Below are 16,085 nucleotides of genomic sequence, written 5' to 3'. Positions count from 1 at the left end.
GATGAATCTATCCATTATTCGAGGCCGATGATGAGGCGATGGCTGAAGTTGTGTGTGGCATTCGCGGCGCTGACGGCGAGCGCTGCGGCGGTAGATCTCGCGCCGGTTGTCCATGAGAAGAATGCGCTGAATTCGGCGAAGACGCGGAAGGCGCACTATGTTGTGCTGGTCTCGCTGGATGGTTTTCGGTGGGATTATCCGACGAAGTGGGGCGCTCCGCATTTGCTGAAAATGGCAGACGAGGGAGCGAGCGCGCCGGAGGGGATGATTCCGAGTTATCCGTCGCTCACCTTTCCGAATCACTACACATTGGTGACGGGACTTTACCCGGAGCACCATGGGATTGTGGACAACGAGTTTCTCGATCCGGCCCATGATTATGCGCGGTACTACTACAAGGACGCGAAAATTACGGATAACAGTGACTGGTATGGCGGTGTTCCGCTGTGGTCGCTGGCGGAGCGTAACAAGATGCGTTCGGCGTCGATGTTCTGGGTGGCTTCGAATGCGAAGATTGCGGGGAAGCGTCCGAGCTACTGGGTACCGTTTGACGACAAGTTCGACGATGAGAAGCGGATTGATCAGGTTATCGCGTGGTTGTCGCTGGCAGAGGCCGAACGTCCGCATCTGATTACGCTTTACTACTCAAACGTGGACCACGCCGGACATGATTTTGGACCGGACTCGGACGAATGTCGCGATGCGGTGCATCATCTGGACGCGTTGATGGGAGAGCTGGAAGACCGGTTGAAAGCCACGGGGCTGGCGGTCGATATGATTGTCGTCGCCGATCACGGTATGGTGAAGTTTGCCGATCGCAAGTGGATCTCCATCGCGAAGCTGGTGGACCTGAAAGATGCGAAGACGGCGGGGCAGAATATCTATCCGAAGGACGAGGCCGAGAAGCAGCGCATCTATAACGGGCTGAAGGCGCTGAACGATCCACGGTTTGCTGTATACCGGTTGAAGGATGTTCCGAAGCCGCTGGACTTCAATGCGAATCCGCGTGAGGGCGATCCGGTGGTGGTGCCGATGGGGCTGTATCCGCTGGAGGCAAACGCCAAGACGGAGGAGATCAAGAACCTCGGCGGCCATGGCTATGATCCGGCGCGTGTGCCGGAGATGAAGGCGATCTTCTTTGCAGAAGGCCCGGATATTAAGCCTGGGGTAAAGCTGGCTTCATTTAGGAATGTGAATGTGTATGACTTTGTTTGCGGGATTCTGGGACTGAAGCCGGCAAAGAATGATGGGAATAAGAAGGTGCTGCGGGTGGCGCGGCGGTAGGAACGGGATTCGAAAGAGGAAGGCCGCGCAAGATGTGCGCGGCCTTCCTTGTTTTCAGGGAGTAGTGGAGGCTACTTTGCCGCTACGGTGGGCTTTGTTGCTGCTCCGGCGGGAGATTCGGCCAGGGTTGGGGCCTCGGAGCCGAGCTCGGCGAGCGTGACGCGCAGGTATTTATGCGGGTTGACCGGTGTGTTGCGGATGCGTACCTCGTAGTGGAGGTGCGAGCCGGTGACGCGGCCGCTGTGTCCGACATAGCCGATGACCTGTCCGCGAACGACGGTTTGACCGGTCATGACGGCAAAGCCGGACATGTGGCCGTAGAGTGTTTCCACGCCGTGGCCGTGATCGAGGACGACGGCGCGACCGTATCCGTTCTCCATCTGTGCGGTCTTGACAACGCCGTCGGCGGTTGCGCGGACGGGTGTGCCATTGGCGGCGGAGATGTCCAGGCCTTTATGGAACTCGCCCTCGCCGTTGCCGAGAACGGGATCTTCACGCTGGCCGAAGCTGCTGGTGATGGGGCCCATGACGGGCCAGAGATTGGGTGCGTACGCAGCGGCGTCTTCTCCCAGCGACAGGCCGCCGAAGATGCTGGCAGAGCCGAAGGTGGGCCGGTTCAGGCCGTTCAACGTGCGAGTCACGGTGCCGTTCAGTGCCTGATTGCGCAGTGAATAGAAAGCGTCGACCGATTTGTAGTAGCTGTCGTCGGTCAGGCTGGCTGTTTCGGCAAGCGGGGTGTTCTCGACGGCTTCGGCTACGGCCTGGGCGTGCGCCTTGCTCGATTTGCCAGTCAGACGGCCTACGGGGATAGCCAGTTTGCTGGCGGTCAGTCCGTACAGAGCGGAGACTTCGTTCGCCAGCGAGCCAAGGGAAGCGGCCTGAATATCTTTTTCGCGCGCTGCCTCTTCGAGATGCGCGTAGTCCTTCTGGAGAGCATTGTGGTCCTGGCGAAGCTGATTAAAGCGAGCGGTCTTGATGAGCATCCGCGAGTACGATCCGGCCAGCCCGGTGATGGTGAACATGCCGATGGCTGCAGCGGCGACAAAGATGTACGCATAATGCAGCGGCACGGGAACCTTGCTGATGTTGCCATCATCATCCCGGCTGACAAACATGATGTAGTAACGCTTTTTAAGCTTCAACCTACGACCTGGGCCCGAGTTTGACCGCCAGCGATGCACGGCACGGAGAGACACACGCAACAATCATGACGGGCAAATGAAATTTACCAATCGTCATTTCAGAATTGCAGACTCTCTTGGGCTTCCTCTGCGAGGGTAACAAACGGGGAGGTTACCGTGCAACCGTGAAACCCCTGGCCGCTGGAGGTCTACTTATCACAAAATAAACATTTTGTGGAGGTTAGGCCGTTTGCGGTTTGGTCTCGCATCTGTCTGTTCTAGACGCTGGGGCCGGCGGAAAAGTTTATGCTGCTGTTCAAGGGTATGGCGAGAACTCCGCATAAGATCACCGGCGAACTTGAACTGATCGACCAGATTCGCCGCAGCTTCCCTGCGCGCAACAGGTCGGTCCGGCTGGGGATTGGCGATGATTGCGCCATTCTGCGGCCTCCGCGTGGACAGGAGGTGCTGGTCACGACGGATTTTTCGATAGAGGGTAGGCACTTTCGGCGTGAGCTGCATCCGGCAGAATCTGTCGGTCATCGTTGCCTGGCGCGTGGGCTAAGCGATCTTGCTGCGATGGGGGGGAAGCCGATTGCGGCTTTTCTTTCGCTGGCATTGCCGAAGACGCTTCTTCGTACGCGGGCTGGGCGGGCATGGCTGGATGGCTTTTTCGTGGGGCTACGCAGTCTGGCAGGGCGATATGACACGGCGCTGGCTGGTGGGGATACCTCGGAGTCTCCAGGGGAGTTTGTTCTTGCGGACATTGTCCTGGTGGGTTCGGTTCCGCAGGGCAGGGCGTTGCGCCGTAGCACGGCGAGGGCTGGAGATGCGATCTACGTCACAGGCTCGCTGGGTGGGGCTCATGTTGAGTTGACTTCGTTGCTCAGGAGCAACCGGCGTGCGCGCGTGCCGGAGCAGGAAGGGCATCCGCATTTTTTTCCGCAGCCTCGGCTTGCTGTGGGAGCGGCGCTAATGCGTCGCAGGCTGGCTACGGCGTGTATTGACCTGAGCGATGGTCTTTCGACCGATCTTGCTCATCTGTGCGAGTCTTCGGGGGTGCGGGCGGAGGTGTATGCGGGTGCGCTGCCGATGCATTCGCTGATGCGTAGTCTTGCAGAGGATGAGGCGCTGCGCGCTGCGCTGGATGGTGGCGAGGACTATGAGCTGCTGTTTACGGCTCCGGCTGCGGCTCGTGTACCGCGAAGCATGGCAGGGGTGCCTGTCACGCGTATCGGCACGGTGCAGCGGGCTGATCGTCGATTGCCGCAGGTGACCTTGATCGGGCGTGATGGCAGGCGTAGCGCGCTGCGGGCAGGTGGGTGGGAGCACTTCAGCGGACGCTGAATCTTTAACACTTACAATCAGTAAATATGCGCGATGCTACAAAGATCGTTCGTTCGGGCCTGACGCGTGCGGTTGCGGGTGAGCCTCTTCATGCGGGGCCGGTGTTTGCTGCTCCCTATCATGCTCCCGGCGACCCGGCTGGCGTGCCTTATACGTATGCGCGGGCGCATAACCCGACGTGGACGCATCTGGAGGATGCGATTGCCCAGATGGAGTCCGGTTCGGGCTACACGGCTTCGGCTTTAGTTTTTGCTTCGGGGATGGCAGCGACGACTGCGGTGTTTGGTGCGGTGTTGCGTCCGGGGGATGTGGTGGTGCTTCCGGAGAGCTCGTACTATGCTGCCCGGGTGCTGGCGCAGCAATACTTTGCGAAGATGGGCGTTCAGCTTCGCTATGCTCCGACGGCCAACAACGGGCAGGCCGGTCAACTTGAGGGCGCGAGGCTCGTGTGGATCGAGACGCCAAGCAATCCGACGATGGACGTCTGCGACATCGCCGCGCTTGCCGATGCGGCTCACCGTGCAGGTGCGTTGGTTGCGGTGGATAACACGACGCCGACTCCGCTTGGGCAGCAGCCGCTTGCGCTGGGCGCGGATATCTCTGTTGCGTCGGATACGAAGGCGATGACGGGGCACAGCGATCTGCTGGTGGGGCATGTGGCAGTGCGCGATGCTGAGCTGTTGAAGAAGCTGGATCAGTGGCGCACGCTGACGGGCGGCGTTCTGGGGCCGATGGAGGCGTGGCTCGCGCTGCGTTCGATGGCAACGTTGCCGCTGCGGCTGGAGCGTTCATGCGAGAACGCCCAGGCGATCGCGGAGTTTCTTACGACGCGGCCTGAGGTCGAGCAGGTGCTTTATCCGGGGCTTACGACGCATCCTGCGCATGCTGTTGCGAAGCAGCAGATGCGGTATTTTGGGCCTGTTGTCAGCTTTGTGCTGCGCGATAAAGCGGCTGCGGAGAGCTTTCTGGCGCACTCGAAGCTGCTGACCGATGCAACCAGTTTTGGAGGGATTACGTCATCGGCAGAACGGCGTGCACGCTGGGGAGGCGATGCGATTGCCGATGGCTTTATTCGTCTGAGCGCGGGGTGTGAGGCCATTGAAGACCTGCTGGAAGATATCGCGCAGGCGCTGGATGCGGCTCGATCATGAGCAGGAGCGCCTATGTTTATTGGATAACGCAACAATTGGCCATCGTCTCCCGGCCAGGAGGCGGAGACGGACTTGATCGCGAGATGCTTACACTGCGAGATGCAGGGATTGATCTTGTTGTCTCGCTGCTGGAGACAGAGGAAGCGGCCAAGCTGGGATTGCAGCAGGAGGCGGATGCTGCGCATCAGGTGGGTATTGCGTTTATACGATTTGCGATTCGCGATCACAGCGTTCCGGTAAATCCTGAGGAATTCCTAACGTTTCTTGCAGAGCTTGAGCGGCGACTTGGTGCGGGAAAGCGCATCGGGATTCATTGCCGTGCCTGCATTGGACGCTCAAGCGTTGTCGCTGCCAGTCTTTTGATCCGGTCAGGCGTGACGCACGAGGCGGCGTGGACACAGGTGACGAATGCGCGTGGCTGCATGGTGCCCGATACGGATGAGCAGATGGCGTGGGTGAATCGCAACATCAAGGCGAAGACGCATGGTTGAAGCTTTTCCACACAGTTGGCAGGTGGAGGTGTTGAAGGCGTCTCCATTGATTGCGCCGGCGCGGCAGTTTATGTATCCGCAGCAGATTGCGGGTGAGGAAGATGCACTTGCCCGCGGCGCGCTGCAATTGCTGGTTCGGCCTGCTGTCGGAGGGGTGTTTCTGGCTACGTGTGCGCTTGGCTTTACGGACCGTTCGATGCCTACGAATGTATATAGCTGTCCCCATCCTGATGCGCTATGCGCTGTTGCGGGAGGATATGCGTACATCATCGATACGCTCGATCCGCAGCGATCGGCGCATGTCGCGTTGAAGCCGGTCGTTGAGGTACGGGCACTTCTGGACCAGGGGTTGTTATTGTTCGTCGGCTTTCATCACATTGTTGCGTGGGGAGCGGATGGCGAAGCATGGCGTTCGCAGCGATTGAGCTGGGAGGGCGTCCGCGTTACGGGCGTCGAGGGTGATCGGCTGCTGGGGACGGGGTGGAATATGCTCACCGATAAAGATGTTCCGTTTGCGCTGGACCTGCGTACGGGACAACATGAGGGCGGCGGATTCTCTTAGCCTCTGCAATTTGTTGAAAGGCTAGCCGGCTGACTCGCTTTCTGGTGCGAGGGCATAGAAGCTGAGGGCGGCGTCGCCCTGCTTTAGAACGCGGACACGTTGCAAGGCGCCATAGCGTTCTTCAAGAGGATCTTTGCTGCGATGTTCGGCGATGACTCGCGCATCTTCGGCAAGCAATGGGCGCCCCTTTGCGCTGCCGAGAAACCCTAGCGTTCGCACATACTCGGTGTGGGATTCGTAGGGTGGATCGAGAAAGATCAGATCGAGTTTCGTGCCGTTTTTGATAAGAGCATCCAGCAAGACCGCGGTTCCGCGGTTTTCGATGGAGAATCGTGCGTTGATCTCCAATGCAGCCAGATTTTCTCGGATCGCTTTTATAGCCGGTGTAGCATTGTCGGCGAACCACACGCGCTGCGCGCCGCGGCTGAGGGCCTCGATACCGACGGCACCGGAGCCGGCGTAGAGGTCGGCGAAGTGCGCTCCTGCGATGTGCGGAGCGATGACGTTGAAAAGCGTCTCGCGCAACCGGTCGCTTGTCGGCCTGGTCTTCGTGCCTCGCGGAGCCGATAAGGGCCGCGATCTGTATTCTCCTGCGATAACGCGCATTTCTCTGCCTTAGCCACCCCACCGCTGAGCATACAATGATAGTCATGCGTGGATGGTCCTTCTCGATTGGCAGAGTGTTTGGAGTGGAGATTCGCATCCATACGTTTTTTTTGTTGCTGTTGGGGCTTGCGATCAGCTACTCCTCGGTCTCGGGATCGTCGGGCAGCCGAGGCTTTGTGTTGTGGTCGATTCTTCTGCTGGCGGTTGTGGTGCGTGAGATTGCGCGTGCAATTGCTGCAGCCTGGTATGGGCTGGAGCTTCGCAGCATTCTGCTGCTGCCGACAGGTGGATTGCAGCAGTATGCGACAGCAGAGACGACCGAACTGGCGGCAACGCCAGAGGTGGGCAAGCGGCTTGGCATCGTTGGTCCACTGACGAACCTTGTGTTCGGGTTTCTGTTGGCCGCGATTATTCTTGCGACTGCGCCAGAGATCAACCTGCTGGAGAAGCCGTGGATGACGCCGGCGCACCTGATCCGCGCGCTGGTATGGGTGAATGTGTTGCTGGCGGCGATCAATCTTCTGCCTGCTGCTCCGCTGGATGGCGGTCGGATCTTTCGCGGAGAGTTTGCGCGCAATCATGGTCTTTTGAAGGGAACGCGCGCGGCGGCGGGGCTGGGGCAGGTCATCGGCATCCTGCTGGCTATCGCCGGATGCATTCTGCCCAACATGTGGCTGATCATGCTTGGCGGCTTTGTCTTTATTGGTGCGCACATGGATGACGCCAGCATGCTGCTGTCGAATGAAAACGATCCGGTGCGCATGCGCGATGTGATGCTGACAAACTTCAGCACCCTTTCGGCTTCAGACACGCTGGAGGAGGCGCTGCAACGCTCGGTGCATACGCTGCAGGATGTCTTTCCTGTTGTGCGTGGAGCGAACCTTGTGGGTGCCGTCTCACGCCAGGGGATTGTTGAGGCGCTGCAATCAGAAGGTAACGGCTATGTGCAGGGCGTGATGACACGCTCATTCCAGACGGCCCAGCCAGATGATTCTCTGGTGAAGACATTGCGTCGCATCATGGGTGGCCAGGGAGCGCAACTGGTGCCGGTTCTGGAAGGGGACCGCATTGTCGGCATTATTACGCCGCAGAATCTGGCCCACTCCATGGGATTGCTGAATGCTCGCCGCCGTCTGCGGCAGCAGACGCAGCAGCATGAGGACTAACCGCGATGCCTGGTGATCGATCCGGTGATGTTCCGCTTGCTCCCGGGCTCTATCTGGTTGCAACGCCGATCGGCAATCTTGAGGACATCACGCTGCGCGCGCTCAGGGTCCTGCGTTCCGTTGATCGCATTGCGTGCGAGGATACGCGCCAGACGCAGAAGCTGCTGAACCACTTCGGCATTACAACGCCGACAGTCAGCTATCACATGCACAATGAGGGCCAGCGGGCAGAAGAGCTTGTGCATGCGCTCAAGCAGGGAGCGCGGATAGCTGTGGTTTCGGATGCGGGGACGCCGGGCATCGCTGATCCCGGGCATGAGATTGCCACGGCTGCCATCGCCGCAGGTGTTCCGGTATTTCCTGTGCCTGGAGCGAATGCCCTGATCAATGCGCTGATCGCAAGCGGGCTTTCGACGGAGCGGTTCACCTTTCATGGCTTTCTGCCGGCAAAGGAAGGGCAGCGGCGAACGGCGCTTGAGGCACTGCGGGCGCAAGTGGGAGTGTCAGTCGAGACACATGCTTTTTATGAGGCGCCGCATCGCATCGTCGATACGCTTGCCGATATGGAGACGGTCTTTGGCGTAGAGCAGGCTGTCGTGATTGCGCGTGAGCTGACCAAGCTGCATGAGGAGTTTCTTCGCGGAACGGTGGCGGAGTTGCGTGCACAGTTGGCATCGCGGCCAGCTGTGCGTGGCGAGATGGTTCTATTGTTCGAGCCGCAGGTTAGCAGCGCGGTGGCACACGAGCAGAGAAGTATTGCTGCCGAGGTGGCAGCATTGATGCAGGCGGAGTCTCTTTCAGAGAAGGACGCGCTCAAGCGGGTTGCGCGTGAACGCGGCATGGGGAAGAGCGAAGCTTATCGCGAGCTTCAGCGTGAGCAGAACCGGCTGCGTTGAAGAAATAAAAGATTGCGGGACTATTCGCGTCCCTTGACCCGGTCGTACTGATAGAGGTCGCTGGTCGTGCCGAGCGATTCGTTATAGAGATTGGTAGCGCCCATCGCCTTCTTCAGCTCTTCGCTGAACTCGTGCAGGGAGCGCAGATGGTCCGCGGTGGCCGGGATCTCGAGCTTCGAGGTCTTGAAGAACTTCTGATAGCCGCGGTCGAGCAGGCGGGCGATCTCGCCGTTGAGCAGAACTCCTGGCCGGGACAGAATCTCCGGCGTTCCATCCGGGGCGGCGGCGATCTCGGCCGCGCAGCCGAACTTCCTCACCTGGAAGGCGTTGGGAGTGCGCTTTGCACCGTCCTGCGCCGGTGCCACATCAAATCTCTGACTGCCAAGGATGGAAAGAACGTCATTGAAGGTGCGCGTCGGGGTCTTTTTTGCCATAAGTGCCATCGTTTAGACTCAAGTTAACTGTCGCATATTCGCACCGGCGCTTCAATCCAACACCGGCATAACGAACAGGAAAGATGCTAACAACCATCAAACCGTTGGGCTCCACGATTCTCGAACGCATCGGCCATACGCCATTGGTGCGTCTGGATGAGGTGGCCGGAGAACTGCCTGGCATCCAGATTCTTGGGAAGGCCGAGTGGACGAATCCTGGTGGTTCGGTGAAGGACCGTGCCGCTTCGGCGATTGTCAGCGATGCGATGAAGCGTGGCCTGATCGGCAACGGTAAAGGATTGCTCGACGCGACCAGCGGCAATACGGGCATCGCCTACGCGATGCTGGGAGCTGCGCTGCACTTTCCGGTGACGCTCTGCATGCCGTCGAATGTCTCACCGGAGCGCAAAAAATATCTCGCGGCTTACGGCGCGGAAGTCATTTGGACCAGTCCGGCGGATGGTTCTGATGGCGCGATTCGCAAGGCGCGTGAGCTGGCCGCGGCAGAGCCTGATCGTTACTACTATGCCGACCAGTACTCGAACGACGAGAACTGGCGTGCGCACTATCGCACGACAGCCAACGAGATATGGGAGCAGACCGAGGGGCAGGTGACGCACTTCGTTGCCGGGCTGGGTACGTCGGGAACGTTTATGGGAACGACGCGGCGACTGAAGGAGCTGAACCCGGCGATTCGTTGCATTTCGATGCAACCGGACTCGGCCTTCAACGGCCTTGAGGGGCTGAAGCATATGGCGACGGCCATCGTGCCGAAGATCTATGATCCGGCGCTCGCTGATGCCAATATCGACATGGACACCGAGGTGGCCTACCGCTTCGCTCGCACGCTGGGGCGCAAGCATGGCCTGCTGGTTGGAATCTCTGCTGCGGCAGCGGTTGCGGCTGCGGTTGAAGTAGCGCGACAGGAGGCGAAGGCAGGGCGCGAGGCCGTGATTGTTACCGTGCTGCCGGATTCTTCAGAGAAGTATATGAGCGAACATTTCTGGCAGGAGCAGGACTAACACGATGCTGCATATTCAGTACAACGATTACGAAGCGATGCGCGCGCACGGCGAGGAGACTTACCCGCATGAATGCTGCGGCGTTCTTCTGGGCAAGTCAGATGCCGAGGGCAACCATGTTGTGCAGATTGTTCGTGCCGGAAACACCCGGACCGATTCCGCGCATAACCGCTACAACATCGCTCCGCAGGAACTGGTGAAGATTCAGAGACAGGCTCGTGGTCTTGGGCTGGACATTGTTGGCTTCTATCACTCGCACCCGGACCATCCGGCGCAGTGGTCGCCCACGGATTTTGCGGAGGCCCACTGGATCGGCTGTTCGTATGTGATTACGGCAGTCGAGAAAGGCGAGGCCGCGATTACGAATTCGTTTCTTCTTACAGGGACGAATGAGGAAGACAAAAAATTCGCCGATCAACCGATCGAGATCGGCGTTGCAGTATGAATATCTCCACAGAAAGGTCAGGCATGAACATTCACATACCGACACCGCTTCGCGCTTACACCGGCGGGGCAGAGACGGTTTCTGTCCCCGGCACGACAGTCGCCGAGGTCTTTACCGCGCTCACTACCGAATACCCTGAACTGAAGCAGCAGCTCTTCAACACCGAGGGCAAGCTTCGCTCGTTCGTCAACGTCTACGTCAACGACGAGGACCTCCGCTACCTTCCTTCGAAGGACGCCACTCAGGTTGCCGCAACCGACGAGTTGACCATCATCCCCTCCATTGCCGGCGGTTCTGCTGTACGCGCTTCGCGCAATTCTCTTTGTTGTAGCTGTTGTCCCCTCCTCTAGTTTCCCCCTCGACAATTCAAGTACGTAGCTCCGAGCTTCATCAGGCTCAGGATTCGTGTCTTTGTGCGTTGCAATAACACGCAGATGGACAAGGATTTGGCGGAGATTGCGGTCTGTGAGCCGTTCTGGCCCACTTTGCATCTAGAATTAAGGAAACATTGAAGGAAAGCCATGCCCACAGCGATTGAAGATGCCGTACAGCTCCCGAAGCTTACCAATGAAGAGATTGCCCGTTACTCTCGCCACCTGATTCTGCCTGAGGTGGGGATGGAGGGCCAGCAGAAGTTGAAGGCGGCCCGTGTTCTTTGCGTCGGTACAGGTGGCCTCGGCGCACCGCTGGCACTGTATCTGACGGCGGCTGGCGTCGGCACGATTGGGCTGATCGACTTTGACGTGGTTGATGAGTCGAATTTGCAGCGGCAGATCATCCACTCGCAGTCGACCGTCGGTAAGCTGAAGGTCGATTCGGCTGAGGAGATGTTGAAGGGGCTGAACAAGAACGTCAACATCATCAAGCACAATACGATGCTGACTTCGGCGAATGCGCTGGAGATCTTCAAGGATTACGACGTCATCGCCGATGGCACGGACAACTTCCAGACACGCTACCTAGTGAACGATGCCTGCGTGATCCTGAAGAAGCCGAATGCGTATGCTTCGATCTTCCGTTTCGAGGGGCAGGCCAGTGTGTTCGGCACGGAGGAAGGCCCATGCTATCGCTGCCTTTATCCTGAGCCGCCACCTCCAGGACTCGTTCCTTCCTGCGCTGAGGGTGGTGTGCTTGGCATCCTTCCGGGTCTTCTGGGCGTAATCCAGGCGACGGAGGCGATCAAGCTGATTCTCGGTATCGGCGAGCCACTTATCGGTCGCCTGCTGCTGGTGGATGCGCTGGGGATGAACTTCCGTTCGCTGAAGCTGCGCAAGAACCCTGACTGCCCGGTCTGCGGTACGCATCCGACGGTGACGGAGCTGATCGATTACGACCAGTTCTGCGGCATCGAGAAGCCAACGACGGTTGGCCCGCTTGAAGTAGCGCGCGATAAGGCTGTTGGTGCTGGTGCTGTCGTTGACGGCATTCCGCAGGTGACGGTTGAGGAGCTGAAGAAGAAGCTCGACGCGAAGGAGAAGATCTTCGTGCTCGACGTTCGCGAACCGCACGAATATCCGATTGCCAATCTGGGCGCGCCGCTGATTCCGGTGGGCTCGATTGAATCGCGCATCGCGGAGATCGCCGAGCACAAGAACGACGAGGTGATCGTGCATTGCCGCTCGGGCGCTCGCAGCCAGAAGGCTGCGCTGGCACTGAAGGCAGCAGGCTTCACGAACGTCTCGAACCTCTCAGGCGGCATTCTCGCGTGGGCGGATAAGATCGATCCGACGATGGCGAAGTATTAATTCTCTTTATAAGAGAACGTGGAGCGAGGTGGTTATGCCGCCTCGCTCCTTTGTTTTGCAGGAGAGTTATTCTTCGTGGCTCAGAGCCTGGCCTTCGGGGCCGACCTGAATCTCGGCGGATTTTCCGTTTCGCTTGATCTGGCCTTCGTAGGCGACGAGTTTGTTCTTCTTGGTGAGTGATTCTACTTTTTCAATCGTCGCGGTTCCGGCCTTCTTCTTCAAGCCAGCCTGAACGTTCGCCGGGAGGGAGTCAAAGGCGACCTCTTCTTCGATCTCGGCGATGGAGCCGTCGGCGGCGAAGAGGACATCGCGCGTGTGACCGTTGACGATGGTTTCGGCCTCATAAAACGTCTTGCCGTGCTCGCGTTCTTCGGCGAAGCCTTTGATGGTTGCACCTTGTGTCTCGTTTTGAACTGCTTTTTCAACGGCGGGAGGCAGTGCGGACCGCTCGATCTTCTTCTCCTGCGCAGCGACTGTCAGGGTGAGAGCGAAGGTCATGATGGTGATGGGGAATACTGGGACGTTCATGGACATCTCCTTTGTGCGTCTTCTCGGAAACGCGAGAGAAGAATGACAGAGCCTGCTTAAAGAAGGCTGAAGAACAATCCTGTAAAGTGGGAGATCATCAAGCTTTAACAAACCCGATTTCATAGGAGTGCGGAAAGTCCATGTTTACTGGCTATCGTTCCTGGCTTTGTTGTTTTCTGGTCACTGCGGTCTGTGGAGTCGGAGCTGTGCAGATGGCTGCCCAGGGTAAGGCGATTGCAGGTGAGAACACGGATTTTACGAGCTCGCAGAACAAAGCTGATCGTGATGAGTGGTTTCGCGACCAGGGGTTTGGGTTGTTCATTCACTGGAGTGTCGATAGCCAGCTTGGTACGACGATCAGTCATTCGCTTGTAGGAGCGTCGGACGATTACCTGAATCGCTTCTTCAATGACTTGCCGAAGACGTTCGATCCGACGAGGTTCGATCCGTCGGAGTGGGCGCGACTGGCGAAGCTTGCGGGAGCGCGCTATGTCGTGTTCACGACGAAGCACCACTCGGGCTTTGCGATGTATGACACGAAGACGACACCGTTCAACATCATGAATACGCCGTTCCATCGCGATGCGACGGCGGAGATTCTGAAGGCGTTCAAGGACCAGGGCATCGCTCCCGGCGTGTACTTTTCACCGGACGATTTTTACTGGCTCTACAAGCACGGGAAGACGATCCAGCGTGGTATCGAGGATGTGCAGCCAAGCCATAATCCGGGACTGCTGGACTATGACAGCGCCCAGCTACGTGAGTTGCTGACGAACTACGGACCAGTGGATGTGCTCTTCTTCGACGGCGAAGCGACCAGCCTGCGACAGCTCGCGTGGAAGCTACAGCCGAATATCGTGGTGACACGCGGCGCTATGCGGACGCCGGAGCAGACGATTCCGGGGCAGGCCTTCGATGAACCCTGGGAGGCGAACGAGACGATGGGCGATGCGTGGCAGTATCAGCCGCAGCTGGACCGCTACAAATCGGGCCATCAGCTGATTCACGGGCTGATTGAGACGCGCGCCAAGGGCGGCAATATGCTGCTGAACATCGGGCCAAAGCCGAACGGTGAGCTGGCAATCGAGCAGGAGGACCGGCTGCGCGAGATTGCGACATGGATGTTTGTGAATTCGGAGGCGATCTACGCAACCCGGCCCTGGATCATCACCAACGAAGGCGACATCTGGTTTACGAAGAAGAAGGACGGCAGCACGCTGTATGCCATTGTCGATTCGTCCGTGCCGTGGAAGCGCGGGCAATGGCATGATCTTGTTCTGCACTCGGTGAAGGCGACGGCGAAGACCGAGGTCAGCGTGCTGGGAGCGAATGGCAAGGTGCTGGAGTACGCCCCGAACGTGGTGCCGCAGACGACCTTCCACATGGAGAGCGATGGGCTGCACATTCACACGATGAAGTCGCAGCGAATATGGGATATTACGGAATGGCCGAATCCGCTGGTGATCAGGCTGACCAATGTGGAGCCGGCACTGGTGCCTCCGCGCGTCAAGACGGGCAGCTACCAGTGGGGTGGAAGCGAGGGCTCGCTGAAGCTGGAGGGCGAGCTGCTGGACATGGCCGGGGCGAAGTCTCTGGAGGTCGGGTTCGAGTACCGGTCCATTGTCGGCGAAGACGTCCATTCGAGAACGGCTCCCTGGACGGCGACCAAGACGCAGACGATAACTGGGCCTGGGCGATTTTCGGCTATTGTGGATATTTCGCCAACCGGCCGGTATGAGTTTCGCGCGGTCGTCCGTCACCCACTGCTGTCGCTTTACGGAGCGGAAACGACGATTCGGCCAGCAGCCGGGCATTAGTTGCCTTTATCCCGGCCGACCGGGAAGTTTCTATCCGTGCACCTTTTGTGTAGTATGCGGGGGGGCGAAGTCCTGCCTATAGTTACGTTTGAGTCTTGAGAAGTGCCTTTGTTCGGTGCTGGCATCCAGAGGCTCAGACGAGAGCAGGTAGCGGAGAGAAACGAATTCTATGGGCCAGACGTCGGCGTCTTTTCGGCAGGACAAGAAGTTTGCAAACGAATCGATCTCGCTCTCCGAGGTAATCTCGGCCCTTTCCTTTGCAATTGACCTTACGGAGGGTGCCGTTCAGGGGCATGCACTTCGCAGCTGTCTGCTGGGGATGCGTATCGCCGACGAGGTTGGACTAAGCGCAGAAGAGAAGAGCAGCCTTTACTATGCCCTGCTGCTAAAGGACATTGGCAACGAAGAGATGATTGGCCTGCGCTGCGACCGTGGCGCAAGCATTGTCAGCAAACTGGGTATGGGCCAGATGGCGGCAGAGGCCGTCCGAAGTCTTGAAGAACACTGGGACGGTACCGGCTATCCGAAGCGCGCTCGCGGCGAGAGGATTCCTATGCTGGCGCGTGTGTGCGCTGTGGCACAGCATCTGGATGTCTTCTCCATGGGGCGCAATGCCAATGTGGCGATGGAGACGCTGGAGCAGTGGAGTGGGACGTGGTTCGATCCGCAACTGGTGCGTGCGGCACTGTCGCTGAACAGCCGCGGAGCGCTATGGACGCACTGCAAATCGGATGACAGTCATCAGATGACGCGGGCGGCTGTACTCGATCTCGATCCGCGAAGCAGGCAACAGCTGGACGACCACCAGATCGACCGCATTTGCGAGGCCTTTGCCGATATCGTCGATTCGAAATCGAACTTCACCTTCCGCCACTCGATGGGTGTGGCCGAGCTGGCCTATGGAATTGCAGGCAAACTCGGACTGTCTGCCGATCGCGTTCGGCTGGTGCGCCGCGCAGCCCTGCTGCACGACATCGGAAAGCTGAGCGTATCGAATGCAATTCTGGATAAGAAGACGAGACTGACAGAAGCCGAGTGGCGCGTAGTGGAGAAGCACCCCGGGCTGACACGTCAGATCCTGGAATTGATTGGACCGTTTCGCGAGATCGCTATCGTAGCGGGAGAGCATCACGAGAAGCTGGATGGATCGGGCTATCCGAATCGCCTGCTGTCGGCAGATATCTCGATTGAATCGAGGATTGTAGCTGTTGCCGATGTGTACAGCGCACTTTCAGAGGACCGTCCTTACCGCGCGGGCCTGGTTCACGAAGAGATTATGCCGATTATTCGTGCGCTGGCTCCGCGCAAGCTCGATGGAGATTGTGTGGATGCAATGGCAGCGCTGATCGGCGATGAGATGGAGCAGCGGTTCGAGCCCGTTGGTGTAGGTATGGAAGAGCTGGTTCGAGCCTGCGCGTAAAGATGCAATGGAATGTGGGTGGACGACGCGGCCTGATGCCTGAGGCCGCG

The 16,085-nt window shown here is 58.6% G+C and carries 17 protein-coding genes; 13 read left to right on the top strand and 4 right to left on the bottom strand.

Annotation, left to right across the window (positions count from 1 at the left end):
• Positions 1–27: 27 nt before the first annotated feature.
• Positions 28–1,284, top strand: a complete 1,257-nt coding sequence (locus KFE13_RS05180; protein ID WP_260706102.1) for an alkaline phosphatase family protein — start codon at positions 28–30, stop codon at positions 1,282–1,284.
• A 71-nt stretch (positions 1,285–1,355) separates the two neighbouring features.
• Here KFE13_RS05180 and KFE13_RS05175 read toward each other — a convergent pair whose 3' ends face one another.
• Positions 1,356–2,399, bottom strand: a complete 1,044-nt coding sequence (locus tag KFE13_RS05175) for a M23 family metallopeptidase (RefSeq protein ID WP_390891615.1) — start codon at positions 2,397–2,399, stop codon at positions 1,356–1,358.
• A gap of 312 nt (positions 2,400–2,711) precedes the next feature.
• Here KFE13_RS05175 and thiL point away from each other — a divergent pair, with 312 nt between their 5' ends.
• Genes thiL through KFE13_RS05155 form a run of 4 tightly spaced genes read left to right on the top strand, consistent with a single transcriptional unit; the run spans position 2,712 to position 5,956 of the window.
• Complete coding sequence (thiL, locus tag KFE13_RS05170; protein ID WP_260706100.1) at positions 2,712–3,752, top strand: thiamine-phosphate kinase; 1,041 nt, start codon at positions 2,712–2,714, stop codon at positions 3,750–3,752.
• 26 nt (positions 3,753–3,778) lie between these two features.
• Positions 3,779–4,903, top strand: a complete 1,125-nt coding sequence (locus tag KFE13_RS05165) for a cystathionine gamma-lyase (RefSeq protein WP_260706099.1) — start codon at positions 3,779–3,781, stop codon at positions 4,901–4,903.
• Positions 4,900–5,394 carry a protein-tyrosine phosphatase family protein gene (locus tag KFE13_RS05160; protein ID WP_260706098.1) on the top strand — a complete coding sequence of 165 codons (495 nt, stop codon included), beginning with the start codon at positions 4,900–4,902 and terminating at the stop codon, positions 5,392–5,394. The genes KFE13_RS05165 and KFE13_RS05160 overlap by 4 nt, the downstream gene beginning before the upstream one ends.
• Entirely contained in the window at positions 5,387–5,956 is a 570-nt protein-coding gene (locus KFE13_RS05155) for a hypothetical protein (protein WP_260706097.1), read from the top strand. Before KFE13_RS05160 ends, KFE13_RS05155 begins: the two co-directional genes overlap by 8 nt.
• A gap of 21 nt (positions 5,957–5,977) precedes the next feature.
• Here KFE13_RS05155 and rsmD read toward each other — a convergent pair whose 3' ends face one another.
• Entirely contained in the window at positions 5,978–6,562 is a 585-nt protein-coding gene (gene rsmD / locus KFE13_RS05150; protein ID WP_260706096.1) for a 16S rRNA (guanine(966)-N(2))-methyltransferase RsmD, read from the bottom strand.
• Positions 6,563–6,606: 44 nt separating this feature from the next.
• Here rsmD and KFE13_RS05145 point away from each other — a divergent pair, with 44 nt between their 5' ends.
• Together KFE13_RS05145 and rsmI are read left to right on the top strand one after the other, a co-directional pair.
• Positions 6,607–7,728 (top strand): CBS domain-containing protein, encoded by a 1,122-nt coding sequence (locus KFE13_RS05145; protein ID WP_260706095.1) that lies wholly within the window; start codon positions 6,607–6,609, stop codon positions 7,726–7,728.
• 5 nt (positions 7,729–7,733) lie between these two features.
• The gene (gene rsmI / locus KFE13_RS05140; RefSeq protein ID WP_260706094.1) at positions 7,734–8,624 is read left to right on the top strand and encodes a 16S rRNA (cytidine(1402)-2'-O)-methyltransferase; all 891 of its coding nucleotides are present in this window, start codon (positions 7,734–7,736) and stop codon (positions 8,622–8,624) included.
• A 20-nt stretch (positions 8,625–8,644) separates the two neighbouring features.
• On the opposite strand, the gene KFE13_RS05135 is transcribed toward rsmI, so the two are convergent.
• Positions 8,645–9,058: a hypothetical protein gene (locus tag KFE13_RS05135; RefSeq protein WP_260706093.1), complete on the bottom strand. Its 414-nt coding sequence runs from the start codon at positions 9,056–9,058 to the stop codon at positions 8,645–8,647.
• An 83-nt stretch (positions 9,059–9,141) separates the two neighbouring features.
• Here KFE13_RS05135 and KFE13_RS05130 point away from each other — a divergent pair, with 83 nt between their 5' ends.
• The 4 genes from KFE13_RS05130 to moeB all read left to right on the top strand — a co-directional run bounded on the left by KFE13_RS05130 (position 9,142) and on the right by moeB (position 12,270).
• Entirely contained in the window at positions 9,142–10,080 is a 939-nt protein-coding gene (locus KFE13_RS05130; protein WP_260706092.1) for a PLP-dependent cysteine synthase family protein, read from the top strand.
• 4 nt (positions 10,081–10,084) lie between these two features.
• Positions 10,085–10,525 carry a M67 family metallopeptidase gene (locus KFE13_RS05125; RefSeq protein WP_260706091.1) on the top strand — a complete coding sequence of 147 codons (441 nt, stop codon included), beginning with the start codon at positions 10,085–10,087 and terminating at the stop codon, positions 10,523–10,525.
• Between the two features lie 23 nt (positions 10,526–10,548).
• Complete coding sequence (locus KFE13_RS05120; protein WP_260706090.1) at positions 10,549–10,875, top strand: MoaD/ThiS family protein; 327 nt, start codon at positions 10,549–10,551, stop codon at positions 10,873–10,875.
• Positions 10,876–11,046: 171 nt separating this feature from the next.
• Complete coding sequence (gene moeB / locus KFE13_RS05115; protein ID WP_260706089.1) at positions 11,047–12,270, top strand: molybdopterin-synthase adenylyltransferase MoeB; 1,224 nt, start codon at positions 11,047–11,049, stop codon at positions 12,268–12,270.
• Between the two features lie 66 nt (positions 12,271–12,336).
• Here the strand turns inward: moeB and KFE13_RS05110 are convergent, their stop codons facing one another.
• The gene (locus KFE13_RS05110) at positions 12,337–12,798 is read right to left on the bottom strand and encodes a hypothetical protein (protein WP_260706088.1); all 462 of its coding nucleotides are present in this window, start codon (positions 12,796–12,798) and stop codon (positions 12,337–12,339) included.
• A gap of 140 nt (positions 12,799–12,938) precedes the next feature.
• Here KFE13_RS05110 and KFE13_RS05105 point away from each other — a divergent pair, with 140 nt between their 5' ends.
• Both KFE13_RS05105 and KFE13_RS05100 read left to right on the top strand, forming a co-directional pair.
• Complete coding sequence (locus KFE13_RS05105; RefSeq protein ID WP_260706087.1) at positions 12,939–14,615, top strand: alpha-L-fucosidase; 1,677 nt, start codon at positions 12,939–12,941, stop codon at positions 14,613–14,615.
• Between the two features lie 169 nt (positions 14,616–14,784).
• On the top strand, positions 14,785–16,035 hold the full coding sequence (locus KFE13_RS05100) for an HD-GYP domain-containing protein (protein WP_260706086.1): 1,251 nt from the start codon (positions 14,785–14,787) through the stop codon (positions 16,033–16,035).
• The last annotated feature ends 50 nt before the right edge of the window (positions 16,036–16,085 follow it).

The sequence above is a fragment of the Edaphobacter flagellatus genome (assembly GCF_025264665.1).
GTDB lineage: Bacteria > Acidobacteriota > Terriglobia > Terriglobales > Acidobacteriaceae > Edaphobacter > Edaphobacter flagellatus.
This window is presented reverse-complemented; position numbering and strand designations above follow the sequence as displayed.